27 protein-coding genes are annotated in these 26,494 nt (G+C 53.6%); 16 read left to right on the plus strand and 11 right to left on the minus strand.

Features of this window, described 5'->3' with window-relative positions; genetic code table 11:
• The first annotated feature begins 7 nt into the window (after positions 1–7).
• Entirely contained in the window at positions 8–1,027 is a 1,020-nt protein-coding gene (locus ACR0K1_RS15420; RefSeq protein WP_480851212.1) for a glutathione S-transferase C-terminal domain-containing protein, read from the plus strand.
• A gap of 363 nt (positions 1,028–1,390) precedes the next feature.
• The gene (locus ACR0K1_RS15425) at positions 1,391–3,433 is read left to right on the plus strand and encodes an amidohydrolase (RefSeq protein ID WP_480851213.1); all 2,043 of its coding nucleotides are present in this window, start codon (positions 1,391–1,393) and stop codon (positions 3,431–3,433) included.
• Positions 3,434–3,750: 317 nt separating this feature from the next.
• Here the strand turns inward: ACR0K1_RS15425 and ACR0K1_RS15430 are convergent, their stop codons facing one another.
• From ACR0K1_RS15430 to dctP, 7 genes are all read right to left on the minus strand, one after another.
• Positions 3,751–4,449: an adenylate kinase gene (locus tag ACR0K1_RS15430; protein WP_480851214.1), complete on the minus strand. Its 699-nt coding sequence runs from the start codon at positions 4,447–4,449 to the stop codon at positions 3,751–3,753.
• Between the two features lie 66 nt (positions 4,450–4,515).
• On the minus strand, positions 4,516–4,923 hold the full coding sequence (locus ACR0K1_RS15435; RefSeq protein WP_480851215.1) for a universal stress protein: 408 nt from the start codon (positions 4,921–4,923) through the stop codon (positions 4,516–4,518).
• Positions 4,924–5,029: 106 nt separating this feature from the next.
• A complete protein-coding gene (locus ACR0K1_RS15440) occupies positions 5,030–6,547 on the minus strand; it encodes a malonate--CoA ligase (RefSeq protein ID WP_480851216.1) in 1,518 nt (505 codons plus the stop codon).
• Between the two features lie 10 nt (positions 6,548–6,557).
• Positions 6,558–7,796, minus strand: coding sequence for a malonyl-CoA decarboxylase (locus ACR0K1_RS15445; RefSeq protein WP_480851217.1), 1,239 nt, complete (start codon positions 7,794–7,796; stop codon positions 6,558–6,560).
• A complete protein-coding gene (locus ACR0K1_RS15450; protein WP_480851218.1) occupies positions 7,793–9,109 on the minus strand; it encodes a TRAP transporter large permease in 1,317 nt (438 codons plus the stop codon). Before ACR0K1_RS15450 ends, ACR0K1_RS15445 begins: the two co-directional genes overlap by 4 nt.
• Complete coding sequence (locus tag ACR0K1_RS15455) at positions 9,109–9,657, minus strand: TRAP transporter small permease (protein ID WP_480851219.1); 549 nt, start codon at positions 9,655–9,657, stop codon at positions 9,109–9,111. Before ACR0K1_RS15455 ends, ACR0K1_RS15450 begins: the two co-directional genes overlap by 1 nt.
• 77 nt (positions 9,658–9,734) lie before the next feature.
• Positions 9,735–10,724, minus strand: coding sequence for a TRAP transporter substrate-binding protein DctP (dctP, locus tag ACR0K1_RS15460; protein ID WP_480851220.1), 990 nt, complete (start codon positions 10,722–10,724; stop codon positions 9,735–9,737).
• Positions 10,725–10,867: 143 nt separating this feature from the next.
• Here dctP and ACR0K1_RS15465 point away from each other — a divergent pair, with 143 nt between their 5' ends.
• The 6 genes from ACR0K1_RS15465 (at position 10,868) to ACR0K1_RS15490 (ending at position 17,407) form a co-directional block, all read left to right on the plus strand.
• Positions 10,868–11,515 (plus strand): GntR family transcriptional regulator, encoded by a 648-nt coding sequence (locus tag ACR0K1_RS15465; protein WP_480851221.1) that lies wholly within the window; start codon positions 10,868–10,870, stop codon positions 11,513–11,515.
• A gap of 733 nt (positions 11,516–12,248) precedes the next feature.
• Positions 12,249–12,575, plus strand: coding sequence for a PepSY domain-containing protein (locus tag ACR0K1_RS15470; RefSeq protein ID WP_480851222.1), 327 nt, complete (start codon positions 12,249–12,251; stop codon positions 12,573–12,575).
• Between the two features lie 83 nt (positions 12,576–12,658).
• Positions 12,659–13,342 (plus strand): winged helix-turn-helix domain-containing protein, encoded by a 684-nt coding sequence (locus tag ACR0K1_RS15475; protein ID WP_480851223.1) that lies wholly within the window; start codon positions 12,659–12,661, stop codon positions 13,340–13,342.
• Positions 13,326–14,597: a sensor histidine kinase gene (locus ACR0K1_RS15480; protein WP_480851224.1), complete on the plus strand. Its 1,272-nt coding sequence runs from the start codon at positions 13,326–13,328 to the stop codon at positions 14,595–14,597. The genes ACR0K1_RS15475 and ACR0K1_RS15480 overlap by 17 nt, the downstream gene beginning before the upstream one ends.
• A 762-nt stretch (positions 14,598–15,359) precedes the next feature.
• Positions 15,360–16,763 carry a sensor histidine kinase gene (locus ACR0K1_RS15485; protein WP_480851225.1) on the plus strand — a complete coding sequence of 468 codons (1,404 nt, stop codon included), beginning with the start codon at positions 15,360–15,362 and terminating at the stop codon, positions 16,761–16,763.
• Positions 16,760–17,407 carry a response regulator gene (locus ACR0K1_RS15490; protein WP_480851226.1) on the plus strand — a complete coding sequence of 216 codons (648 nt, stop codon included), beginning with the start codon at positions 16,760–16,762 and terminating at the stop codon, positions 17,405–17,407. The genes ACR0K1_RS15485 and ACR0K1_RS15490 overlap by 4 nt, the downstream gene beginning before the upstream one ends.
• A gap of 72 nt (positions 17,408–17,479) precedes the next feature.
• On the opposite strand, the gene ACR0K1_RS15495 is transcribed toward ACR0K1_RS15490, so the two are convergent.
• A complete protein-coding gene (locus ACR0K1_RS15495) occupies positions 17,480–18,328 on the minus strand; it encodes a hypothetical protein (RefSeq protein ID WP_480851227.1) in 849 nt (282 codons plus the stop codon).
• A gap of 159 nt (positions 18,329–18,487) precedes the next feature.
• The gene (locus ACR0K1_RS15500; RefSeq protein WP_480851228.1) at positions 18,488–19,369 is read right to left on the minus strand and encodes a cation diffusion facilitator family transporter; all 882 of its coding nucleotides are present in this window, start codon (positions 19,367–19,369) and stop codon (positions 18,488–18,490) included.
• Positions 19,370–19,592: 223 nt separating this feature from the next.
• Between ACR0K1_RS15500 and ACR0K1_RS15505 the strand changes: the two genes are divergently transcribed.
• Entirely contained in the window at positions 19,593–20,291 is a 699-nt protein-coding gene (locus ACR0K1_RS15505) for a hypothetical protein (RefSeq protein ID WP_480663536.1), read from the plus strand.
• A 463-nt stretch (positions 20,292–20,754) separates the two neighbouring features.
• Here the strand turns inward: ACR0K1_RS15505 and ACR0K1_RS15510 are convergent, their stop codons facing one another.
• Positions 20,755–21,336: a TetR/AcrR family transcriptional regulator gene (locus ACR0K1_RS15510; protein WP_170634835.1), complete on the minus strand. Its 582-nt coding sequence runs from the start codon at positions 21,334–21,336 to the stop codon at positions 20,755–20,757.
• 124 nt (positions 21,337–21,460) lie between these two features.
• Here ACR0K1_RS15510 and ACR0K1_RS15515 point away from each other — a divergent pair, with 124 nt between their 5' ends.
• The 7 genes from ACR0K1_RS15515 (at position 21,461) to ACR0K1_RS15545 (ending at position 25,423) form a co-directional block, all read left to right on the plus strand.
• A complete protein-coding gene (locus ACR0K1_RS15515) occupies positions 21,461–22,051 on the plus strand; it encodes a YceI family protein (protein ID WP_480663538.1) in 591 nt (196 codons plus the stop codon).
• Between the two features lie 65 nt (positions 22,052–22,116).
• Positions 22,117–22,656 carry a luciferase domain-containing protein gene (locus ACR0K1_RS15520; RefSeq protein ID WP_480851229.1) on the plus strand — a complete coding sequence of 180 codons (540 nt, stop codon included), beginning with the start codon at positions 22,117–22,119 and terminating at the stop codon, positions 22,654–22,656.
• Positions 22,657–22,865: 209 nt separating this feature from the next.
• On the plus strand, positions 22,866–23,201 hold the full coding sequence (locus ACR0K1_RS15525) for a hypothetical protein (RefSeq protein ID WP_480851230.1): 336 nt from the start codon (positions 22,866–22,868) through the stop codon (positions 23,199–23,201).
• 190 nt (positions 23,202–23,391) lie between these two features.
• Positions 23,392–23,727 carry a DUF411 domain-containing protein gene (locus ACR0K1_RS15530; RefSeq protein ID WP_480851231.1) on the plus strand — a complete coding sequence of 112 codons (336 nt, stop codon included), beginning with the start codon at positions 23,392–23,394 and terminating at the stop codon, positions 23,725–23,727.
• Positions 23,727–24,191 (plus strand): c-type cytochrome, encoded by a 465-nt coding sequence (locus ACR0K1_RS15535; RefSeq protein WP_480663546.1) that lies wholly within the window; start codon positions 23,727–23,729, stop codon positions 24,189–24,191. The genes ACR0K1_RS15530 and ACR0K1_RS15535 overlap by 1 nt, the downstream gene beginning before the upstream one ends.
• A gap of 12 nt (positions 24,192–24,203) precedes the next feature.
• Positions 24,204–24,548 (plus strand): copper resistance CopC family protein, encoded by a 345-nt coding sequence (locus ACR0K1_RS15540; RefSeq protein WP_480851232.1) that lies wholly within the window; start codon positions 24,204–24,206, stop codon positions 24,546–24,548.
• Positions 24,545–25,423, plus strand: coding sequence for a CopD family protein (locus ACR0K1_RS15545; RefSeq protein ID WP_480851233.1), 879 nt, complete (start codon positions 24,545–24,547; stop codon positions 25,421–25,423). The genes ACR0K1_RS15540 and ACR0K1_RS15545 overlap by 4 nt, the downstream gene beginning before the upstream one ends.
• A 186-nt stretch (positions 25,424–25,609) precedes the next feature.
• On the opposite strand, the gene ACR0K1_RS15550 is transcribed toward ACR0K1_RS15545, so the two are convergent.
• Positions 25,610–26,341, minus strand: coding sequence for an NAD-dependent epimerase/dehydratase family protein (locus ACR0K1_RS15550; protein ID WP_480851234.1), 732 nt, complete (start codon positions 26,339–26,341; stop codon positions 25,610–25,612).
• Between the last annotated feature and the right edge of the window lie 153 nt (positions 26,342–26,494).

A 26,494-nucleotide genomic window follows, 5' to 3' on the forward strand; every position in this document is an offset into this window, starting at 1 on the left:
TGAAGTCATGACCGACACTTCTACCGAAGAAGACCAAACTGATATCAACAAGCGCCGCGCACGGGGTGAATTCGTGCGCGGTGTCAGCGGCTTTCGCCATGCCATTGGCGATCCAATGTTTCCAGCAGAACTTAATCGCTATCACCTGTTCGTAGCACTGAATTGCCCGTGGTGTCACAGGGTCACGCTGGCGCGCAATGTGCTGGGCCTTCAAAACAGCATCACGATGGACGTTGCATTTCCAAACCGCTCCAGCGACGACGATCCAGAAGCGCCAAACCTATGGGAGTTTGCACCTGATCGGATTGCATCGCTCACAGGTGAGACTTTGCCAGAATGCACGAGCGAGACCGGCACCGGCAAAGGACTGCGCCTTGCCAAAGAGATCTATCGTGCCGAAGGCTCTGAAGAACAATCTCTTCCAATCCTGTATGACAAGATACAAGGACGCATTGTTAACAACGAAAGCGCTGAAATTGTCCGAATGTTGGAAGCTGCGGCGGATTCTCTTGGCAGCACAATCCCGGCAGCTGAACGCGTTAGGCTTTACCCCGACGAAGTGCCGCGCCACCAAATTCACGACCTGAACGAACGGATATATACAGCGATTAACAATGGTGCCTACAAGGCCGGGTTCTCGTCTGATCAAACGATCTATGAAGCAGCTTTTGACGCCTATTTTGAGACACTCGAGTATTTGGAGGAGCATCTCTCAGATGGCAGGCCCTATTTGACAGGCAACCACTTTTCAGAAGTAGATCTTCGCCTGTTTCCAACTCTCTATCGTCACGATCCCGTCTACTATGTGCGAATGAAGCTTAATGGTGCGAGGATCCTGGATTACCCATACTTGTGGCGTTGGCTTTGCCGTGTATACGCGCTGCCCGGAATTGCGGAGGCAGGGTCTCTTGTACACTGTCGTCAGGGTTATTTCGGGCGCAGTTGGAATAGCGTTGTGCCCAACGGGCCATTCAAGCCAATGTCGTACCCTGAGGCCTATCACCACCCTGAACTCGCGGCGCTATAGGCCTCGTCAAGGTGTATTCGAAAGTCCCGATTCCATAACCAAACTTTGCTATTTTGGATTGCTGACGCGCATTTTCTCCGCACCAGGGAAACTGAAAAGTTCAGTTGCGAATGTCCGGTTTGGGCTGCGAGCGGCCAATCCGCACACCGCAGAGAACAACAACTTAGCCCTGAGCAGACTAGGATGCGACTGCTGCAACTGTGCTTTACACCCATTGGCAGGCCTTGCGGTACGATTGTCTTGGCGAAGTGGATCTCATGGCAAACACAGCTTCTTTGCTTTGCGCGACGATTTATTCTTAGTGACTTATTGGCCTCGTGTTAGTTTTTCATTGGGCGAACAATAGGCAGCTAGGAGCGTGGAATGCTAAAGACCCATCTTACCCGCCGCCGGATGCTTACCTTGCTCGTTGGCGCTTCGTCGTCTGCCATCGCTAGCGCAACCTCCGCTGACACGGCGTTCTCGTTGCAGGACCTTGGCGAGCAGCTTGAAGCTCTACCTGAGATTACCCTCTACACCGCTCGCCGCGTGATTACGATGGAGGGCAATGAGCAAAATATTGACGCAGTGGCTGTTGTTGGTGATCGCGTTTTGGCGGCCGGATCGCGCGACGAAATTGTCGACCGGATTGGCCGGCAACCCTTCCGCGTCGACGAGGCCTTTGCCGACAAGGTCGTCATCGCCGGGCTTATTGACCAGCACGTCCATCCTTTTCTTGCCGGTCTAACCCTGACGGCAGAGATCATTGCGATTGAGGACTGGAACCTTCCGACAGGTCTGACGCCGGCGGTACGGTCGGAGGAAGAGTACCGAGAGCGTCTGATTGCTGCCGAGGCCGCGATGGAAGATGCCGATACGCCGCTGCTCACCTGGGGCTACCATCACTTTTTTCACGGCGATGTTCGACGCCAACAATTGGATGAAGTCAGCACGACGCGCCCTATTATAATTGTGCACAGGTCCGCCCATGAGTTTATCTTCAATACGGCAGCTATGGATCTGCTCGGCATTGACGAGGCCTATGTTGACGCCCTTAAGGGTCTTGCCGCAGAGCAATCTAGTTTCGAAGAAGGCCATTTCTTTGAGGCTGGCATGTTTGCCATCTTGCCAAACGTCGCTCCCGTTCTGGCGACGCCAGAGCGCTTGATCGATGGATTGCGGCTGGCACGTGAGTACATGCACCGCGCAGGCGTAACGGTTGGGTGCGAGCCCGGGGGTGTTTTGTCGCGTCCGCTTCAGGACGCCACAAACTCAGTATTCTCAGGCTCGGATGTGCCGGTTCGTATGTACTTCATCGCCGACGGCAAGTCGCTGCACGAGTTGTACTTCGACGACGACAGGATGATCGAAGAAACCGAGAACCTGCTGGCCTGGGGAGAAGGCAAAACAGGCTTCCTGCCAAGGCAAGTCAAACTCTTTGCAGATGGGGCCATCTATAGCCTGCTTATGCAGGTGTCCGAGTCCTACGTGGGCGGCGACTTCCACGGTGAGTGGATCATGGAACCCGATGTTTTCAACTCAGCGTTCGACGCCTATTGGGAAGCCGGTTACCAAATTCACGTCCATCAAACAGGAGATCTGGCTGTAGACATGATTCTCGATGCGGTCGAGCGGAATATGCGCCGCATGCCGCGCGCGGATCATCGGACAACACTCGTGCATTTCGGCTATTCGCGCGAGGATCAGGCTGACCGGATCGCTGAGCTTGGCTGCATTGTCAGCGGCAATCCTTACTATGTGACCGCGCTGTCGGATCGCTATGGTGATATTGGCCTCGGACCCGAACGCGCCGACGACATCGTGCCGCTTGGTCCGATCAAGGCAAATGGCACCCCGATTTCATTCCATTCAGATGTCCCAATGGCACCCGGAGAACCGCTGTACCTCGTGTGGGCGGGCGTGAACAGAACAACCGTGTCGGGTCGCATTGCGGGTTCGGATCATCGTCTTTCCGTGGAGGACGCACTGCGTGCCGTCACCATCGATGCCGCGCAATCCATTCGGCTGGAGGGAGAGATCGGCTCCATTGCGCCAGGCAAATTGGCAAACTTCACGATCCTTGAGGAAGACCCGTTCGAAGTCGACCCTGACGCGATCAAGGACATCGGCATCTGGGGGACCGTGCTTGAAGGTGAGGTCTTCCCGGTGAAGGACGATTTCAGCCTCGACCGCGCATCTCTTTTCCCACCAAAGGAAGCAATTCAGCGCTTGCGCGCACCGCTCTACGCGCTGGCCGATGTCCCACGCGTTGCGCAACGCGGCGTTCAATCTGGTTGTTCTTGCTGTGCCTCACCGGCCAGCGGCGCCTGCACGCCTTCTGTCGCAGGCCAAGTCTCGACCGTTAGTTGCTGCGGAACGAATGCTGTCGGTTGGGCCGTCGTATCGGAATGGGCGACAAAAGCCTAGTTGCTCAAACTGGGCACTGAAATGAGTATGTCCGCTGAGTAGGCGAAGCCACATTTGCTGAGACTTGTTTTGAATGTCCGCTTCGGGCTGCGACCAGCCAATCATGCAAGCCGCAGTGGGTGGCCGCATCGAGCCCATACCTAACAAATGCCGCACAATGCACGAACGGGAGCGAAGCCCAGAAAGCCAACTTTGCAAAGTCTGATTCTAAAAGCACGTGGCATCAGCCTGACCAAAGTTCTATCACTCTCAAAGCTGGAGGTTAGCCAAGTACTCCGTGCAATTCGGTTGACCCGTAAGATCCAAGTTTCAGGCTATCAGGCCGATGTTTCTTTAGTTGCAACTATTTCGCTAATTCTATCGCAGACATCATCGATGGGTCTATTGCCGTCGACAGAAGAAACGATGCCCTTCTTCTGGTAAAACTCCAGTATCGGTGCTGTCTGATCGTGGTAGGTAGACAACCTTTCGCGAACAGTCACTTCGTTGTCGTCCGCTCTTCTTTTGAACCTAGTTGAGCCACACTTGTCACAAATGCCATCAACCTTAGGTCGTTTGAATTTAGTGTGATACCCCTCTCCGCAATCGGCACACGTATGACGACCAGTTATTCGTTCGACCAGAACGTCGTCTCCAACTCGAAGATCTATTACTCTTTCAATGCATTGATCTGATTGGGAAAGCAAATTTTCAAGAGCCTTGGCTTGATCTACAGTCCGTGGGTAGCCATCAAAAATCACACCACTTCCAACGTCAGGACAAGACAGCCGCTCCTGAAGAAGTGCGAGAACAACGTCGTCACTAACGAGGCGGCCTGCCTCCATAGTCGCCTTTGCAGTCATACCGAGAGGTGTTTTGGCTTCGACTGCGTCGCGAAGCAAGTCTCCAGTCGATAACTGGACATGGCCAAACTCGTTGGCTAAACGCCGTGCTTGTGTTCCTTTGCCGGATCCAGGAAGACCGAACACAACTAAAATCTTTGCTACGCGCTTTGAATAATTTTTAGGTTTGCCCATTGCTTTCACCTTCCCAAATTTCGGTGGTATCCGTGCATCAATCGCGACTGCCACGGCGGTTTTGAACTAACGGACAACGTGTACTGAGCATGGCGCATGCCGAACGACCCTGGCAGCCGTCGACCCAAGCAAATAGTCTTGCAAACCTGGTCTGTGGCTGGCGACAATGATGCAGTCCACATCATTAGAAGCCGCATAGTCTAGAATTGTACGTCCGGAATGCCCTTCGACGATGTTCAACGAAGCATTCTGAATCCCTTCGACCATCGGCTGCAACTTTTTTGAAATGGCCGTTTTGGCAGCTTCAAAATGGTCTTTTGGTAGAAGGTCCTCTGAATACTGGGGAAGATGTTCCACTACATGCAGAACTGTAATCTTACCATCACCTCTGCCGAGGGTTTGCGCGGCACTCAAAGCAGAATTTGCATCTCTGTCGGTGTCAAGTGAGACCGGCACTAATATGTTGCGGTACATAGGTTCTTCTCCATTTCTGAATTCGAATATCCCCGAACTAGACCGAGGACTTTCTAATATTGACCCGCGACGCCAAATTGCAGCGCCACGGGTCCGGGGAGAACGGCTAAGCTGGCATGAACAATTCTTTATATTGTTCACGAAGCTCTTTTTTCTGGACTTTCCCCATGGTGTTTCGGGGCAATTCTGGCAGAACAACCAATTTTTGAGGATGTTTGAACCGCGCCAAGGAACTGCCAATGTTCTTCTTGATTGTGTCCAGGTCTAGATCGTTTTTACCCTCTGCGACCAGCACCCCGACAACTGTTTCCCCAAAATCTGGATGCGGCACACCAATGACAGCGCTTTCCAAAACGCCAGTCTCCTCGTCCAGAAGCAATTCGATTTCCTTAGGATAGATGTTGTAGCCGCCAGAAATAATCAGGTCCTTGTTGCGACCAACAATGTGGAGATAGCCATCTTCATCAATCCTGCCCAGATCACCGGTGATAAAGAAACCGTTTTCACGCAACTCCTCGGCAGTCTTTTCGGGCATCTGCCAGTAACCTTTGAATACATTTGGCCCACGGACTTCTATCTCACCAATCTCGCCCTGCGGTAGAGTTGCGCCGCTATTGCTGTCGGTAACTTTGATTTCCACGCCGGGCAGAGGGAACCCGACCGTGCCAGCGCGGCGTTCCCCGTCATACGGGTTCGACGTATTCATATTAGTTTCGGTCATGCCGTAGCGTTCCAGAATCCTATGACCTGTTCGCTCTTCGAATTGAATGTGTGTTTCCGCAAGCAGCGGTGCACTCCCGGATACGAACAGACGCATATGCTGCGCTGCGTCGCGCGTGAATCGATCATCGTCTAGGAGTCTGGTGTAGAACGTCGGTACACCCATCATTGTTGTCGCCTGCGGCATCAGATCGAGCATGACATCAAGGTCGAACTTAGGAAGGAACAAGATCTTTCCACCTGCCAATAGTGAGATGTTCGTCGCTACAAAAAGCCCATGCGTGTGGAAAATGGGAAGCGCATGTAAAAGAGCATCTTCTGCCGTGAACCTCCATTCACTGGCCAAAGCCTGGCAGTTCGACAAAAGGTTGCCCTGCGTCAGCATGGCCCCTTTCGAGCGGCCTGTTGTGCCCGAGGTGTACAAAAAGGCGGCGAGATCGTCTTCGGAGCGGTCGACCGTTCTGAATCCGACTGGCATTGTCTCCGCCTGGATTGCAAAGCTACCGCTTCCATCGGCGTTCATCGTCTCAAGAATGGCACCGCAGGCGCTGGTCACAAGTTCGAGTGCTTGAGAGGCCTTGCCATCGCTAATCATTAGCCTCGCACCGCTGTTTTCCAGAAAATACGCCACTTCAGCAGCGGTATAAGCGGTATTCAAAGGCAAGAAGACAATTCCTGCCTGAACACATGCTGCGTACACCGCCAAGGCTTGTGGTGACTTTGCAATCTGCACAGCCAAGCGGTCTCCTGGTTGCAAACCAAGTTGGGTTAACAAGTTGGCATACTGAGACGCGAGTTGCAGAAAGTCGCTATGGGTCACGACCGAGCCGTCGGCCATCTGCAAAAAGGTGGTGTTCTTGCCTTGGTGCTGTCCAAAAAGGGTGTCGTAGAGAGAATTTGCCATCTTCAATCTCCTAGTCTCTTGGTGTCCCCGAAGCGCTCAGTGCTTTTACTGCGTCCGAGGCAACGACTGTCTTATCGCCCACGAAATGTTCGTGGTTCTGCGAAATCTGATTGAGGTCGTACAAGTAGTTGACCATTGTCCCGTTGGATTGCCGCAGCCCGTTTTCCGATACGTCTGCATCAGCATGTACGGCATGGACCAAGGCGCCATTTCCCAGGTGAAAGCGTGCAACTGGATCAAAGGGCATCCCGTCAGGTCGTTTTGCCTCCAACAGGTAGTGAGCTGCGAGAGCCTGATTGTCGGCGGACTTCAACGCTTCTAAATCTGAGCCTCCAAGCCAACGGTTGAGGCCCGGAATTGGCGAGAGGGTTACGAACGTTTTGAGCTCTGGAAGCTCCTTTGATAGATCCGACACAACTTGCTTGATCAACGAATTGCCAAAGGAAATGCCTGCGAGCCCAGCTTGACAATTGGATATCGAATAAAACACAGCGGTATCTGCATCTTCGGCTTCGATTTCCGTTCGCTCATCCGCGAGAAGGCGTTGTACCGAGTTCGGAATCCCTTTGGTCAAGGCGACTTCGACGAAGATCAAGGGTTCGTCAGCCATTGCCGGATGGAAAAAACCGAAGCACCGCCTGTCACTTGGTTTGAGGCGACGTCTCAGGTCATCCCAGCTGTCTATGGCATGTACTGCTTCATAGGCGATGATCTTCTCAAGGATGTCGGCAGGGCTTTCCCAATTGATTGGGCGAAGGACCAGGAAGCCGCGATTGAACCACGATGAAAACAAGTGCTTGAAATCTACATCCAGCGGTTCGAGGTCCGGACGTTCTTTCATCATACCCAAAAGGTCTTTGCGCATCGCTACGAGTTGGCCAGTAGCTCCAGGAACTTGATTCAATCTACGTGCTAGTTCTTGGCGCCTGGGTTCGCAGGCTGCGGCAAAGGCTCGATACGAGCCTTTGCCTGGTTTTTCGCTATACGCTTTGAGAGAGCTGATGACGGCATCAGGATCGATTTCTAGCTCGTGCATCATGAACTCGAAGAAGGCAGTTTTCTCTCCTAAGCTCATACTTCCATAGCGGTCCAGGAGATTGCGTGCCAAGGTGACGCCTGACACCTCTCCATGGCTGCTCAGAAGTGCTTCGCAGAGATCGGACGTGGTTCGTTTGTCGACCTCATCCGATCTGACCTTCCGATAGCGACGGTCAAAAACGGTCGAAATCAGATCACCAAAGTAGCTCATACCGCCTCTCCCATGATCGCGTCAGGCAACCAGGTTGCCAAACCGGGGAAGAAGCAAAGCAGGATGATCGCGATGACCATGCAGGCCACGAAAGGCAGCGACCCCTTGAGAATGGTCTTGAGCGAAATGTCCGGCGCGATGCCGTTGATCACATACAGGTTGAGACCAACTGGCGGCGAGATCAGTCCGATTTCCATGTTGATTGTCAGCACAACAGCAAACCAGATTGGATCAAAACCAGCGGTCGTAATGATCGGAAGCAAGATGGGTGCAGCCATCAGGATCACAGCCACAGGCGGAAGGAAAAAACCCGCTACCAACAGGAACAACATAACAAATGTCATGAGCACCCAACGGTTCACGTCCAGCGTGCCGATCCATTCGGCAATGGCTTGAGTGATGAACAGGCTGGACAGCATGTATGAGAAGACACCAGCTGCCGCGATGATGAACATGATCATCACGCTTTCTTTGGTGCTATCCCGAAGCACGACCCAGAGATCGCCTGGGTTCCACAGTTTGTAGATAACCATTGCGATCAGAAGGCAAAGCAATGCTCCCACAGCGGCCGTTTCTGACGGTGTCGCGATGCCGCCATACATGGCGTAAAGCACACCAACGATGATAGCGAGGAATGGCAGAACCCGAGGCAGGATTTCGAACTTTTCTTTCCAAGTGTAGTTGCCGGCGTTCAACAGTGCTTTGTCACCAGAGCGCCAGGTCGAATAGAGCGACCAGAGCATAAACAACAGCACCAGCATCAGGCCTGGGATCACACCTGCAAGGAACAGGCGGCCAATCGAGGTCTCGGTCGCGATACCGTAAACGATCATTGTTACAGATGGCGGTATTAGGATGCCGAGTGTTCCGCCTGCGGCAATAGACCCAGCGGCAACACCGTCAGGGTAGCCTCGCTTGCGCATTTCCGGGATGCCCATCTTGCCAATTGCGGCGCAAGTTGCCGGACTGGAACCCGACATCGCGGCGAACAAGGCGCAAGCGCCGAGGTTGGAGACAACCAGTCCTCCGGGAACTTTTGTCAGCCAGCGTTCCAAGGCTTCATAGAGGTCGGCACCCGCGCGGGTGGACGCAATGGAAGACCCCATGATGATGAACATCGGAATAGAAAGTAGTGCGAAGTTATCCAGCTTGCCGAATAGTATCTCCGGTATCAGCTCCAACGAGCGTAAGCCGTCGAAAATCAACAGGAAACCTGTTGATACGATCATCAACCCTACGGCAACAGAAACTCCAGAAAATAGAACGATAATTGTGGCGATGGCGACTATGGCGCCTAACAAAATCGGGTCCATTACACGTCCTCCAAGCCAAACGGCGCATCGATTTTAAGAATGACAGCAACGAGATCGGCGATCAGTTGAAGCAGAAAGAGACCAAATCCGATTGGGATCGAGAGGTACGGGATCCACAAACGCACACCCCAGACCGTGTCAGACTTCCAGTTCCGCTCGTACGCCAGGTGCCAATGCTCGTAGCCGTAGAAGAGCAAGACTGCGACCATCGCTATCGAAAGCGAAAGCGTCAGGAGGCACATGTAGTAACGTGCCGTCTTTGAAAGTGAGAGAGGGATTAGGTCGACGTTGACGTGACCGCGAAGTCTTTGAACATAGGGCAGTCCAATTAGAGTTGCCCCAATCGCAAGATAGATAACGGCTTCGGTTTGCCAAACAGTCGACTGGTTCAGAACAAACCTAACAAAAATCATCTGGCAGGTGATGGCGACAGCAGCAACGATCATGGCCGCAGAACACCATCCGGCGAGGGTTGAGAGGGCTGCAACTGCGCGTAAGAAGGGATTGTTTCCCGTGCGCGAAGCAACAGCTGAGCTTTGGCCAGCCATGACAGCTTTCCTTCCTGGAAAAGTCGAAGAATTGTAGAGTTAGCGGCAGCCATTCTTGGCTGCCGCAGTGCAGCGGTTCACTCGACCGCGAGCGCTTTGTCCAGCAGGTCCTGACCATCAGGCACTTCTTCAACAAAGGCCTTGTAGGACGTTTCCTGGGCGAGTGCGCGCCATGCTTCGAAATCTTCAGGCGTCATTTCGGCAATCTCAACGCCAGCTTTTTCGAAGACTTCCACCGAAGCAGCATCTTGCTTCTTGGCTTCTTCCCGGTAGAAGGCTTCGGCCTTTTCAGCTGCGGCCCGAAGTGCGGCCTGTTGATCTTCCGTCAGCCCTTCAAAAGTTGTCTTGTTCATCAACAGCGGCTGGTACATGAACCACAGCGCGACATCTTCGGTCGCGGGCGTATAACAGGCTGCCTGCTCGTAAATTCGGTATGATACGAAAGACGAAGACGACGTGTTTGCCGCGTTCAGAATGCCTGTTTGCATTGCATTGTAGATTTCAGATGACGCCATTGACGTGATCGATGCGTTTGCGCCGGCCAACATTTGCTCGAAGGCTTTGCCTGCCGCGCGGGTTTGCAATCCGTCGACATCTTCTGGCTTCGTGATACAGCCATCCTTGCCGACAAATCCACCTGCAAGATACCCATGCACAAGGACCATGACGTCGTCATCCGCCATTTTTTCTTCCAGCGCCTCCATATACGGAGAGTTGCTGAGACGGGCGGCATGGTCGTGGTTTTTTACCAATCCCGGCATGAGCGTGAGGTTGAACGCAGGCTGTTGACCGCCCGCATAACTGAGAGGCAGGACCGTCATATCAAGTTGGCCGCGACTCAGTGGACGGTATTGCTCGCGGGGTTTGAACAGCGATTTCGAGCCAAAGATCTTTATCTCAAGATCGACATCTGCCGCCGCCACTTCATCGGCGACGATCTGTGCGACCTGGTGACGGATGTCTTTGTTTGACCATTGGTGTGAGAGGCGTAGCTCGGTTGCATGTACTGCACCGGCTGTTCCCATTGCGGCGATCAAAGCGGCAGTTGTCAAAAACTTAGATTTCATAGGTTCTCCTCCCTTTGGAAATCCACCACGAAACGAGTCGGGCTGATAACACATGCTTGTATATCTCGCATCCAAAGTCAATGTTATTGTATACAAGAATATCTGTATTGCGTCCGAATGCATTTCTATAGTATGCTTTTGGTATGGAGTTAAAACGCGCTGATCAAATCGCCGAAACGTTGGAAGAAGCTGTATTTAAAGGCGAATATGAGGACGGTCACCGGCTGGATGAAATCAAGCTGGCTGATCAATTTAGTGTTTCGCGCACTCCGATAAGAGAAGCGCTCCAAAAGTTGGTCCTATCCGGAATGGCGGAACAAATACCCCGAAGAGGTGTGTTCGTTCGGCAGCCCGGACCTGTCGAATTACTCGAAATGTTCGAAACGATGGCGGAATTAGAAGCCGCGTGCGGGAGGTTCGCAGCTGTTCGAATGTCTGATGAAGGGTTGTCTCGCCTTGTTCAAGCCAACCAACGATGCAATGGGGCCGTCGAGCGGGATGATGCGGCGGGCTACTACCTGGAAAACGAAGCATTCCATCAAGAAATCTACCGCGGTGCGACAAACTCCTATTTGGAAAGAGAAGCCCTTCGCCTTCAAAACAGATTAAAACCCTATCGGCGCGTCCAACTTCGCTTTAGAGGACGGATGGCGCAATCACTTTCAGAGCACGAGGCAATAATAACCGCGTTGAAGGCCGGTGATGCAGAACTTGCGGCCGCAACCCTCAGAAGCCACGTCACTGTACAGGGTGAGAAGTTCCAGCAGCTAATGGCGGGCCTCAAGCAGTAAGAACGATCAGGCCGCGTTTGGCGTCATTGCAGCACTATGCGCGCGAAGGAGTGGCGAAAGCCTTATTTGCGTTTCAGAAGCTGAAAAGCACCGTGATGAATGTCCGCTAAGGGCTGATAGTGTTTAAAAAGTCAGAATTTCCTGGCTCTCAGTTTTCCGCGAAAATTCAGAACATGAGAAAAGTCGTGTCGGTTTGCGCTCAACAGGTCATGAGCGCCACGTACAGCGCCGCACTGATGATTTGGCCGACCCCATGGCTGAAATCTCGTGGCGTCGTTCCATGGCCTGCTTTTCCACTGACTTTCGCCAAAAACTGACTTTTTCAACACTATCGGCTGCGACCAGCCAATCATGCAAGCCGCAGAGAATGGCCGCATCGAGCCCAAAATACAAATGCTTCAACGTGCTTTAAGGTCAGCGATGCGCAGAAAGCTGACTTTGCAAACTTTGACGGGCGGCCCAGAGCCAACTTGAAGCGCCTGGGCACATATCCGCAGTCGCAGCCTGTTTCCAAGACGTTCGCTGCAACGCGAAAAATTTGCCCAAACGCTGGATTGGAGAACGGGTATGTGGCTCGCCTGCTAGCTATCGACCTTACATTAGATAGGACCGCGCGGGATCATCAGCTTACAAAATTGTAAACTTCGCCGCATCTTCCAGCAAAGCGGGACTCCCATGTTGATCTCATCGGAAGGCAATAAAGCATTCAAACAACAAAACGATGGAGAAAAACATGGACAAGAAAAACGCAGCACTCACCGCACTGGCAGGTCTGGCTCTTACAGGAGCGGTCGTCGGTTCGGTTTCGGCGCAAAGCACCGCAGAGGCGACGGGGCTCACTATGCAGCAGGCCATTGAAATCGCGCTTCAGGAAGTGTCCGGTGAGGTCCAGGAAGCGGAACTCGAAAACGAAGACGGGATGAAGATCTATGAGGTCGAAATCCTGGATGCTAGCGGTCAAGAGTTCGAAGTCGAGATTGCTGCCGACACCGGTGCAGTAATTGAGGTTGAGGCTGAAGATGAAGACGACGATGACGAAAACGATGAAGATGAGACATAGGTCGCGGCCAAGCTGCGAATGATTGGCCAATTTGGAGGTCGCTCACTAGAGTGGCCTCTGAATGCGTGACGGTAAGGGTTCACATGCGAATTTTGTTTCTGGAAGATGACAGCCAACTTGGGTCTTGGGTCACCAACGGCCTGCGCGAAGAAGGTCACGTCATCGACCATTTCGAGGATGGCAAAGACGCTTTGATGGCGGCTATGGCTCAGGAGTACGATCTTCTAATTCTGGACCGCATGGTCCCGGGTCTCGATGGGTTAGCGGTTCTGAAATCCTTACGTGCGTCGAAGAATACAACCCCCGCGCTTTTTCTAACGGCTTTGGGTGAGGTCGACGCCCGCGTCGAAGGCTTTGATGCTGGCGGCGACGACTATCTTACGAAACCTTTCGCCTTTGCCGAACTCTCTGCCCGCGTAGGCGCTTTGGGCCGCCGCCGCGAAGGCATGGAGGCGAGACAGCCGGAAGCCACGGTCTTGCGCCATGGGGATCTAAGCCTCGATCTTCTGGCGCGAACCTGCAAACGCCAGGAACAACAGATTGAGCTATTGGCGAAGGAGTTTAAACTTCTGGAATACTTGATGCGAAGACCGGGACGATTGGTGACACGTACGATGTTGCTGGAACAGGTCTGGGATATGAGTTTTGACCCGACCACAAGTGTCGTAGAGACCCATATCAGCCGGTTGCGCACCAAAATCGACAAGCCGTTTGATACACCGCTGATCCGAACCCGTCGTGGGGAAGGCTATGTCTTTGGCCGGTAATCTGACCTGGCTTCGCCGCTCCTCGACCTTGCGGCTGGCGCTGATATTGTCAGCCATCTTCGCGCTTTGCATGGCTACCGCGGCCTACATCACGATTACGGTTGGCTCAGATGTGTTCGAACGCCGTATCGATACGACGCTGGATGCACTGGCAAAGGCCTCGACCCTTGAGGGTGCGCGCGGGGACCGGTTTGGCGTCATCTTGCGTCACCCAGATGATCTCGAAGACCTGCCAATTGCTTTTCAGCGTGTGGTTGCGCGCGGCGGGGGGACGGTGGAGCTGACCGATGATTTTCGGGAATCCGAAGCTTGGCGCGTTCTTGTAGATACTGACAGTCAAGGGGCGCCGGTCATGGCGGCTGTTCCGCTTGATGACGCGGAGGATGCGTTTGAACTCTTAGGCGGTGTTCTCTGGACCACTATGTTGACAATGATTGTTCTGACATTGGTGGTTGGGTTTGCCACCGGTATCGTCGCCCAGCGACGTCTCAAGCGGATCAACAGCACGCTTTCAGCGTTGGCCTCTGGCGACCTCAGTGCGCGAACGGAGATCACGCGGAACAAGGATGACCTCGACGACATGGCACGTCAGGTGGATTTGACTGCCGCCGAGTTGGAGCGGCTGGTCGCACAGACCCGCCATCTCAGCGCGAATTTGGCGCATGATTTGCGCACCCCGCTGGCCCGCCTGCGGTCTCGACTTGAAAGCTTGCCTGAGGGAGAGGAACGCGGTGCAGCCCTGGAAGAGGCAGAGCGTTTGTACGGCGTTTTCGATACGATCATGCGGGTCGCTCGGATTGAGGCCGCCCACGGCACAGATGGTTTCGAAAGGGTTGATCTGGCAAACTTGATGACCGACCTGTCTTTGACCTTTGGCCCAGTGATTGAGGATGCAGGCAAAGTGCTGCAAGTTGATGCGAGCGACGCTGAAGCGGTTTTCGCTGATCGTCAGATGCTTGTTCAGGCAGTTGCAAACCTCATACAGAACGCAACGCGCTATGGCGGGGGCAAGATCAGTCTGGCAGCACGGGGTCGCGCCATCAGTGTCGCCGACAACGGCCCCGGTGTGGCATCAGAGAAATACGCCGAGATCATCAAACCCATGGTTCGTCTTGACGCAACACGGCAAAGCGAGGGTACGGGTTTAGGTCTAGCCCTCGTCCGTGCGGTTGCAGATCGCCATGGTGCAGAACTTATCTTATCGCAAACCGATCCTCACGGGCTGACGGTGACGCTGAAGTTTGCAAATTTGTAAGTTTTGACCCAAGCGCGCGTAAAGCCCGAACCAAATATCAGTTTCATCAACACAACAAATGAAACTGGTGAATAAGACATGAAAACGTATCTGAACAAAGTGACCTCTGCTGCTGCTGGTGTCGGCCTCTTTCTTGTGGCCTGTGTGGTGGCGAGCCTTGGACTGCCTTTATGGTCTTTTTAGTGATGTTTGCGCTGGCCATTGTCGGCCTAGGCATCTTGACTACGCCGCTTCTGGCGTTGCTTCGGTCTTCGGAGCGTAAGGAAGTCGAGATGGTTGCCGCGTAAATGCGGGGTCTGCATAGAAACCCTTCGCTACTTCGAACGCGAAGGTATCGTACCAAGACCCATACCAGCTCTGAACAATTTGTCGCCTTTATTCAGCAAGCGATGTGGGAATGCTTCGATTTTTTGAAGAAATACCGCAACCTGGTGTTTCCTCTATCCGACGCTAAGCCGCTTTTGGAGCGGTCAGAAGGAAGTGTTGAAGACCGCTGATCAGTGAAAAATCTGGCCGAGACACACATTGCCAGCGTTAGAAGCAAGATTGATGAGCTCAGTCGCCTGGAGCACGCCTTGAATGAGCTTATGACCAATTGTGACAGCGGAAACGTTCAATACCCGATGCTGCAAAGACTGAGAACGAAGGATGATATCTGACTCTGGCCACTGGGCGGATGCTGAGGATCTGAGAATTATCCAGATCACGTCAGACCAAGGTCTGTGGTGCGGTAAGAGATTGTAGTTCATAGTCGAATTCAAGATGAGAGAGAAAGTAACTGATCTGACGATTGGCAATTTGTCGTTGTCGCGAGTCTTTTTTGCGGCCTGCATTTTAGTGATGGGTACTGCTACCGCAATCGTCGGGGTGTGGGTGTCTAATCGAATCCAGAACGCAGTCGTGCAAAACTCCGCCAACTCCGCGGCGCTGTATATGGAAAGCGTGGTTTCCCCGCTCAGCCAGGAATTGGCACATGGCGACCATCTTTCTGAGCAGGCGAGCCTGGCGCTGGACGAGATTTTCATGACCCAGCCAATGCGTGACCGCATTGTCTCCTACAAATTCTGGAAGCAAGGCGGTGTGATTGCGCATGCCTCGGATACAGACATCATTGGAAACCGTTTCAATCCAACGGATGACTTAAAGCGAGCGTGGAACGGTGATATCTCCGGATCCTTCGAAGAGCTTGATCACGCCGAGAGCGCCGCCGAGGCGGCATTGGGGATACCACTACTTGAAGTTTACAGCCCCATCCGCGAACTTTGGTCCGGCGAAATCATCGCAGTTGCGGAGTTCTACGAAAGAGCTGATCAGCTTGAGTTGGACTTAGCCAAGGCTAGGCGAACAAGTTGGTTGGTCGTCGGTTCCGCATTTCTGGCAAGTACTATTGTACTGTATTCCATCGTCGCTATTGGCGACAAAACTATTCGACGACAGGGGTCTCTTCTTGAACAACGCCTGACCGAAAGTGAGAGGATGGCTGAGCAGAATGCCCTGCTGCGGTCGCGTGTGGTCGAGGCGTCAGAAAGATATGCCACGCAAACAGATCGGTTCCTCAAAAAACTCGGTGCCGAGCTACATGATGGTCCTGCGCAATACTTGTCGCTCGCCGCCCTTAGACTGGAGGCGGCGTTTTCCAAAGAGTCCGAAAGGCCTAAAGAGGCAGAGGAAATTCAGCAGTCTTTGCAAAAATCTCTTGCTGAGATTCGTGCAATATCGCGAGGGCTGTCCGCGCCAGATATCGACAGCCTGTCATTCGTCGATGTTGTAAAGAGAGCCGTAGAGGATCATGCCGAACACAGCCCGTTGCGACCAGATATTTCATTCCAAGGTAGCCAGGCCCCAGAGTTGTCATTGTCCGACAAGCTGTGCGTTTTTCGGTTCCTTCAGGAGACGCTTTCTAATGCCGCGAGATATGCTCCAGCTTCCAAGTGCACTGTTATCTCTGAGGCGCAGAGCGACTGCATAGTTGTGAAGGTCACAGACGACGGACCTGGATTTGACAAGTCAGAAGAAACCGCGTTGCGAGACGATGGTGGCCAGGGGTTAATGGGCTTGCGAGATCGGGTCGAGAGTATTGGTGGGCGGTTCGAAGTCGCATCGAGACCGGGCGAAGGCACCACCATTGCTATGACACTATTTCCCAGAAAGTTAGGCACATCATGACTACGTCTGTCGTAATAGCTGATGATCACCCGATATTCAGGGATGGTTTGCAACGAACGTTGGATGAAGCTGATGGTTTTGAAGTTTTGGCCGCTGGGTCCAACGCTGAAGAGGCGGTGTCGCTGGTGGGCACGCATCAGCCGGACATAGCTATTCTTGACCTCTCTATGCCCGGTGGCGGGATAAGCGCGACACGTAAAATTGCTGCAATGGAAAATCCACCCGTCATTGCAATTTTGACGGTCTCAGAGAACAGCAGCGATGTCGCGGACGCATTGGAGGCGGGCGCGATTGGGTACATTGTGAAGGGAGTAACCGCGAGCGAACTAACCGCTTCCTTACACAGCATTGCCGCAGGTGAAGGGTTCGTTTCTCCGGGCTTGGCCTCGCGAGTATTGCTTCAAATCAACGCCGACACCGGCATGTCTGTTAACAGCAGCATTCTCGATGACCTAACGCATCGTGAGGAAGAGATACTGAGACGTGTGGCCAAAGGACTGAGTAATCGTGAAATCGCCGACGAGTTAGACCTTCAGGAAAAGACCGTGAAACACTACATGACGGCAATCCTGTCCAAGCTTCATGCGCGAAATCGGGTAGAGGCCGCGCTTATTGCACATGATGTTTGGAACAAGGGAGACTAACAGCGGTCTCATTAACGACGATGGCGGCCCCTCTCAATGAGAAGCCGCCAACGATTATCGACTAGTTGCTGTTCAGTTGGAAATCGACTGTAACCGCCGGCGATCAGAGGCCGTTACGTTTCTTTCAACAACAGTCCGGTTGTAAGGGTCTTTCAACTCGTAGCGCCCAAACTCGATCTCCTCTTTCCAACCATTGGCATAGTTCACTTCGATATTATTGCCCTGGCGTTCGATTTTCGTGGGTCGATTTCCAGCAGTGCCGCCTTGCCCAGAAGAGTGTACACTGTCGATTGAGATACCATTCGACAAAGACCGAAGCCTTGAAACATCAGCACCAGTCGCGGGGCGCTCCTCAACAGTTCGGTTTTGAGCATTCTTTCTCTCATACCGCCCGTTTTCGATCTCCTCCTTGGTTCCGTCGGCGTAACGCACTTCGATGCCGTTAGCGTTTGTTTCGACCTTTGTTATCCCAGCCGAACCCGACGGTTTACCCCCGCCTTGAGACCGATCCTTCTTTCCGCTGCCTTTGTTCGAGCGTTTGGAGTCATCATCATCGTCATCGTCATCGTCGTCATCATCGTCGCGACCACCCTTTCCTGATCCCGAATTGTCGTCCCGGTCATCATCTCTGTCGTCGTCGCGATCATCGTCTCTTTCGTCATCACGATCATCGTCCCGGTCACCACCACGGCCGCCATTACCCGACCCCGAGTTGTCGTCCCGGTCATCATCTCTGTCGTCGTCACGATCATCGTCACGACCATCCCCGTCTTTCCCCTTGCCGCTCTTAGCAGAGGCATATGACGGTTCAAAATGTAGGCGACCATCGGCATCAAACACTGGCACATAGGGCGTCGCCGCAATCAACGAAGCCAATGCCGCGGTACTAAGAAGTTGCCCCAGCTTTCTTTGGATTTTCATTTTCGCCTCCAATTCTGATCGCCACGCTTCGTGACGTTGGAGACAGGTTACTTCTGGTCCGGTTTTCCCACATCGGGCTTAGGTCTGACGAATTTTAAGCCGAACGTCTTAGTCAGATCAGTCAAAGGAATAGTGTTTTTGCTGAGCCATGTGACCAGTTTAGTGGGAACTGACCCCGTCACCCTTCAACTCGTCATCGGGTTCGAGGTGAATGACAAAGACGGAACCCGGATACAAACGATCCAATTCTTCCTCGATGCTATTGCATATATCATGCGCCGCGCTGACTGGCATTGTGCCGTCCACAACAAGGTGAAACTCTACGAAGATGACATTTGCGGACCTGCGCCCTTTGAGGTCGTGGTATTCTAAGGCTGCGCCGAGGTTTGCTTCGATTGCTTTAGAAACGGTCTGCAAGTCATGCTCCGACAGTGTCACATCCATCAGACCATCGACTGAAGCCCGAATAACTTTCCATCCCTCCCACAAGATGTTCAGCGCAACAAGAATTGCCAGGATCGGGTCGAGGATCAACCAGCCGGTGACAAGCGCCAGTATCAGACCTGCTATGACACCAACTGAGGTCATGACATCTGTGAAAATGTGCCGGGAGCTCGCCTCCAATGCAGGCGAACCCTCGCGCCTGCCAATTTTGAGCAATAGGTAAGCCCATGCGCCATTCACACCCGTTGCAATGACATTCACGACGATTCCAAGAAGCGGCGCATCCTCAAGATGCGGGTTTGGAAGTGCCAGTACAGCTTCTCTGATGATCAAGAATGCTGCCAGCACAATGAGTGCGCCCTCGACGACGGCAGAAAGATACTCAGCTTTTTTGTGACCGAAGGGGTGGTTTTTATCAGGGGGCTTGTTTGCAACCCGAACTGCGAGATACGCCAGCAGCGCCGCAACGACATTCACAGTTGATTCCATTGCGTCTGACAACAAAGCCACCGAGCCGGTTAGCCACCAGGCCAACAGTTTTAGTGCCAATACCGCCATGGATATCGGAATGGACCAAAGAGCGATTTTTTGTGTCATTCCGTCACGACCCTCAGTCACTCGTTACAAATGATCCTGGGAACAGGTGAGCAACCGTACTTAACACGTAAGACCGGAGTAGGGTAGTAATGATTAGGGCCAGAGGGTCGGTCATGCACAACCGGCTGTAGTGAATCGCACCAGCACCATAGTGTCATACATCCGGACCCGATGGTTACATACGACTAGCATCAGTGATTACACAGCACGAAGGGAGAAACACATGCCGAAGTTCACCAAAAGAACACCTGTTTATGGGGTTGCTGCACTCGTAATCTGCTGTTTCGCAACGGCGGCACAGGCGCAATCGGCAAGCGAGGAGATGTCGTTTTTCATCACTAGTGTGGGCAAGGGGGACGGTGCCAATCTAGGCGGCCTCGAAGGCGCCGATGCCCATTGTAATGCACTCGCTTCCGCGGCCGGTTCTTCCAAAACATTTGCGGCCTATCTGAGCACTTCAATGTCCATTGATCGCAGCACCGACCCGATGACGATCACCAATGGCATTTCTGCACGCGACCGGATCGGATCGGGCCCCTGGCACAATGCCAATGGAGAGCTCATCGCCAACAATGTTGAAGAACTGCACCGCGACAGCGTGAACATTAGTCTACAGACAGCGCTCGACGAAAACGGTAACCCCGTCAATGGGCGTGGTAGCCAGCCGAACAAACATGACATTCTGACCGGCTCCGATTCCGCAGGTTACTTCTCTACGGCAGGCGGTGACACAACATGCAGTAACTGGACTTCGAACAGCGAGGATGGATCTGCGATTGTCGGGCATCATGACCGTATCGGTCTCAACGATGCCCGAAACATGGTGTCCTGGAACTCATCGCACGGCTCGCGCGGTTGCGGAGAGGAACATCTGCCACGTTCAGGCGGGGCAGGTCTGTTTTATTGCTTCGCAACGGACTAATCGGGCAGCATTGGTACGCGTGACGCCCGCATTGAACCTGACATTACCAAGTCAGTCTGGGGGATCGCGTTTTGGAAGCGGTTTTTGGGCGGAAATAGTCTAAATGCCGCTTCGTTGCGAGTTTACTAAATTGCAATGCTTGGGTGAGAAGGTTCAGTTTGGGCTGCTTCAAGTCACTTATGTGCAAGTCAGCGAAAGGCGCATCCGAGGAGGATACTGGACATTGCAATGTTTGGCCGGTTCCCGAAAGTCGACATTGCCGTGGGCGACACTGAACCCAAAGGTGTTCATGTTGCATTGTGAATTAGCGGCAGCGACAAATCAGAGTGCAGTCGTCAACGTTGTGAGGAGCGCATCGAATTGACCCTGCGACGTGCTGATGTCAAGCGGCGAACGTAGCCATACTGCGATCTTGGAAACTGTTATGTTTATTGGCCGCTTTGATTGCATAGTCAGGCGATGGTCACTGTCCCGAATTGGTTTTCGCGATGCTGCAAAGCAGACCGACATGTTTGTCCAACCACTCTTCGTCCAGTGCCTCGTGACGAATGAGCTTGCGGAAATAAGGTGCCGCGACTGCTAGTTCTATGAGTTGGTCGACCGGAACGTCGGCGGTGATCTCATCGCGGTCTATTGCGGCTGTAAATACTGCTTCAACACTCGCGAACCTGTCTTTCATGAATTCTGTTATCACTAACCTTGCTTCTTCGTCGGTGGACGCAGCAGCGACCACCTGGGGCGCGATTTGGCCCCACGGTGTGTCATTCAAGGCTCCCATCAGTACACCGAGTAACCAGCGCAGGTCAGATCGTAGCGGGCCATCGGTTTTGGGCGGTATGTTTGGCGGTGTTGCGATGCGCCGGAATGCTGCATCACGCAGACTGCGCGCATCTGGCCAGTGCCTGTAAAGTGTACTGCGCGAAATGCCCGTTGCCTTTGAAACTGCGCCATGAGTTACGTGCAGCACGCCTTCATCCATCAGTATCTTTTGCGCAGCATCAAGCGCAGTCTGTCGTGTGGCGATCAGCCTGGGATCTTCTTTCAATCACTCCTCCTATAGAACATTTTGTTGCATAGTAGAACATTTTGTCCTAAAAGTATGATCGGCCAAAACCTAAATCCCAAAACTCAATTCCACAAACACGTCTTGTCAAAATGGGAGCGTATCAATGTTCAAAGTGGCAGCAACCCCGCTGGCGGTACTCTTATCGATGGGTGCGACAACCGCATTGTCCGAGAGCGGCACTTACGAGCTGGATCCTGGACACAGCCAGGTATTGTTCAGCTACGACCACATCGGGTTCTCAGAAACATTTGGAATGTTCTCAGGTTTTAGCGGCGAGATAGAGTTCAACGAAGATGATCCGTCTGCGTCGTCTGTCACAGTGTCTATGCCTATAAAATCCATGATCACGGGCTGGGATGCCCGTTTGCAACACTTCATGTCCGATGACTTTTTCAGCGCGAGTGACGGTGACGTGGTCACATTCGCCTCAACCAGCATTGAAGTGACCGGGGACAATAGCGCGAATATTTCCGGCGACCTGACCATGAATGGCGTCACCAAACCTGTTGTTTTGGAAACAACGCTTAACAAGTCAGCGCCATACCCTTTTGGCGAAAAGGAGGGCACACCGACCTTGGGGCTGGCAGCAACGGCGACTATCGTGCGGTCTGAATTCGGACTTGGGGCCTTTGCACCTGCGGTGAGCGACGAGATAGAGCTCTTGATCAATATTGAAGCGTTAAAAGCTGAATGATGCGTGCAGGGGCACCGATACGGCGCTGAGCACTCAATCTTTAATTTTGGCGGTTGGTCAACACGATGAATGTACACCTGAGAACATTGGCGGTTGCTGTGACGGTAGTGACATTGATGTGCTCGATGGCGTCCGCGCAAGAGCGCTCCTTGCCGGAGCGCATCTCGCCCCGTCCCGAAACGACAAGCGGCGTGCCGCACACTCAGATTGGTGTCGAAATTAAGGCCGATTTGGCCCAGCTATTGCTGGAGCGAGTTGCACAATTCCCGGGGGTCACACTTGGCCCCACACGCATATCATTACCTGGCGCGATTGGCTTTCAGCTTGATCCCGATATGTTGTTATCCCAACCGAACTCTATCGTCGGTGGGTTTGAGTTTGCGCACATGCATCCTGATGGCAGCTTGCACGCCTCGCTCGACCCAGAAATGGCGCGAAGGGCAATTGAGGCTGGCTGGGCCGTCGCACACCCTTGGGCCAAGCAACGTCCTGGGTGGAGCGGCTTTGTCATGATCTATACTCCAACCACACCCGAAGAGCTGGATGTCGTCATCGATCTGGTTGAAAGCTCGTACACCTTCATCACCGGCATCACTCTGGGCTAAACGCCCACCTGCTGACCTTTCCGTTGCTGACAAATAAGCAGGTCAGTCAAAATTCAGTTTTACCGGAATTTCAGGTGATTCATGTAAAACCGCATTAGACGGGCCGGATCCAGAGATGTGGCGCAACTTCAATGGATGCAACTAGGATCGTTTGCTTCGACACATCCTCGTAACTTGTCAAAACTGCATACCCCCAGTAGATATTTGGTATGTTTCGCTTGATCCTGTCGATACTTCTTGTTGTTGCATTCTCTGGCGCATCCGCAGCGTCCGTGAAGCATGGCTTGACCCATGGATCGGATCATTCTTGTCATCATGCTCAAATGGCGGACGACGATCCGTTGGCTAATGCCGAGAAAGCTGTTGCGGATTGTTGCGACACCACTAGCGGCATGGGTTCAACACCCTGTTTTGGTGATCTTGTCGCCACGGCGGGGATTTCGCCGATTTCTCCATTGGTGATCTCAGTGGGTGGTGTGACGTACGCTGGAGCCGATTTTTCGAGCCTCGCACTGGGCGTCCCCACCGGTCCTCCGAAAGCTTGAACGACAACGGGCGCTCGCCCGCAATCCGTTCAAATTTCACGTCAAAGGACCGACAGACATGATCACACGTCGTCACTTCACCACACTATCTGCAACTGCTCTCATTACGAGTGTTCTTCCCGTCCGTGCAGGCGCCCCAATGCACGTACTCAGCTCACCAGGTTGCGGATGTTGCCACGCATGGGCCGAATTGGCTCGCGCGCGTGGCTACGCCGTCACCGTTGAGGAACTGACGGACGCCGAGGCACAGAAGTCAGCGCGGGGTATCCCGCTGAACCTCGCATCCTGTCACACCATTGAAGCCGATGGTTATGTCTTTGAAGGCCATGTGCCGTTCGAAGCACTGGAAGCCGTGCTGACGGATCGGCCTGATATCACAGGGCTTGCTGTTCCTGGCATGCCAATGGGCTCCCCTGGTATGGGCGACGATCCGTCCGCCCGTTATGACGTCATCGCATTTGGGGGAGAGGCTGGGACCGGAACGGTGTACTACCGGGCGGGCACCGCGCAGCCGTTCGATACCTGATGGTAGGGCATACAACACTATTGGTCACCGGTGGGCTTGCGCTCGCCGGTTTCGCCGGAGCGTTCGTTCTGGCCCAGCCCTCCAAAGCGGTTGGTCTACTGACACCTGATGACGCGGAAGTTGTCGCCATTGGTCAAGATATCTACGCGGACCAATGTGCTGCCTGCCACGGAGCGAGTCTTGAAGGACAGCCAAACTGGCGGATACGCGGCGAGGATGGTTTGCTACCAGCACCTCCGCATGACGCAACGGGGCATACGTGGCACCACGATGATGAAACGCTCTTCACCCTGACCAAATTTGGCCTGGCCGGACTGATGGAGAATGCGCCCGCAACTGGTATGCCGGTCTATGAGGGTGTTCTCGGCGATGACGAAATCACAGCGGTGCTATCTTTTATCAAGTCAACCTGGCCCGATGACCTTCGTGAGTATCACGACGAACTGATTGCCCAGTCCGAATAGGGGATAACTCAGATGATCAAACAATCTCTTTTCGGCTTGGTTGTAGCAATGGCTCCAATGCTTGCGATTGCGCATTCAAAGTCCGAAGAAACGACGCCGGCTGACGGCGCGACTGTCACGGATGTGCCAGAGCTTTCCATGCGGTTCGATGATCCGATGCGCATAGTCTCGGTCACGCTGAGCTCACCCGATGGCTTCGTCGAAATTGACCGCGAAACGGGTATGGACCCCGCCATAGAGTTTCGGGCCATGCCCTTGGAAGAGCTTGCACCAGGAAGCTATCGCTTCGACTGGCGAGGTATGGCGTCAGACGGTCATCCGATGCAGGGTAGCTTCTCTTTCACAGTCGCTGAGTGACTGGGCTGGCCCCCATTGACGGTGTTGTCGTCTTGGCCATTTTGGCGAAAGCACTTGGCTACGGCGCGGCGCTGCTGGCGATGGGCAGCGTCCTGTTCGCGGTCCTCTTTGCCAAGCGCGCTGAAGAGTCTGTTTTACGCCTTGCGCGGCACCTCGCGGTCGGAGCTGCGATTGTCGGTTTGGCCGTGCTTGCTTTACGTTTTGGCATCAGAGCAGCGCGGATATCCGGAATGGGCTTTGAGGGCGCGACGGACCCAATGATGCTTGGTTTTGTTTGGGACAGTCCGCTTGGCACCGCCGCGATTTGGCGAGTGGTGGGTGAACTTGCGATATTGGCAATCCTGCTTCCCCGCGTCGGGCAGTGGATCGCTTTGGCGGGCAGCCTTGCCGTTGCGGTTTCCTTTGCCCAGGTGGGACACTCCCTCGGAGAGCCTAGAGCGGCTCTCGCCGTCTTGCTGGTTCTGCATCTGCTGGCAGTCGCCTTTTGGGTTGGCGCTCTCCTGCCCTTGCGCAAAGCGGCACTCACTCCCACTGGGGCCGATCTACTCCACCACTTTGGCAATGTCGCTGCTTATGGAGTTGCCGTCCTGATTGTTGCAGGCGCAGCGCTCGCGTGGTTGCTTTCGGGCTCCGTAGCCGCCTTGTTTGGGACGGCATATGGATTGGGGCTTTTGATCAAGGTCGTGATCGTTTCTGCCCTTCTTGGCCTCGCGGCGCTGAACAAGCTGAGATTTGTTCCGGCTCTCAGGACTGAGAAGCGTGGTGCGGAAATTGCTCTCCGGTGGTCGATTTCGATGGAGATGTTTGCTGTTGTCCTGATCCTGTTTGCAACGGCGACGCTAACCAGTTTGACGACACCTCCCATCAATCTCTGACGCCTTTTTGTCCGAAGCAGGAGCTGCAAAGTCTTGTTTTGAATGTCCGCTTTGGGCTGACTACGGTCCTTTAGAGTAAAAATGCGGATGGCCGCAAAGTCCCGCTTTCCGCTTTGATCGGCCTTGCAGCTAAGGTCTGGAGCGAGCCCAAACTACTCGATGCTGCGATATGAACGGATGCCTGTTTTAGGCGGATGGTATTGGAAAGGTCGAAAAGGCGTCGTCCTGCGGTGCGTACCCAAGCACTTTGCAAGTTTCGGTTAGATCAAGCCGCTTAAATCGATTGTTAGAGATGCCGTGCGCGATAAAGCTCCCTTTGATTTCGGCTTGAATCGCCCGGTCAATCAGATGCGTCGCGTCTCGGTGACTGAGCCACGCGCTGAGATCACGCAGGGTTTCAAGTGGCGGGCCGTCGGCAGGCTCAAACGCCCCTATTCTCAATGAGACGCAGGACATGCCGTTCCGCGTCGCATAAAGCGAACACAAGGCTTCCCCATAGCACTTGGAGACGCCGTACAGATTGGCCGGGGCAACAGCCATTCCCGGAACGATTTGCCGGTCTACGGGGTATCCTTCGATGGTTTGTGCACTGCTCGCGAAGACGAAACGGCGGACGTTTGCCTGACAAGCAGCTTCGATCAAGTGGGTTGTCGCCAATATGTTGGCAGGCAGCACATCGTCAAATAGTGCGTTCGGGTCGGGTACGCCTGCGAGATGCACAACGGTATCCACGCCTTGGCACAAATCCGCTGCGGCATTTGCCTCTGAGAGATCAGATCGCACGAAATGATGCTGACCCGAAACAGAGTACGTGGGTTCATTCCAATCGGACAACACAAACTGATACCGCTCGTGATATGCGGCAAAAAATGCCCGCCCAATCCGACCCGACGAACCAGTTACAAGCACCTTCTGCATGGTCTGTCCTCCCAACCTCTGCGACACGGTGGTTAGCTCTAAAGCGACCATAAGCCGAAGGAAGGACGAAGCCGCTATCGCGGCAATGGCGCTTATGGCTGGCGTTATGAGCCGATCCTGATGGCGCATATTTTGTGATCTTGCTGACCTGTT

The sequence above is a fragment of the Ruegeria sp. F5 genome (assembly GCF_056533845.1).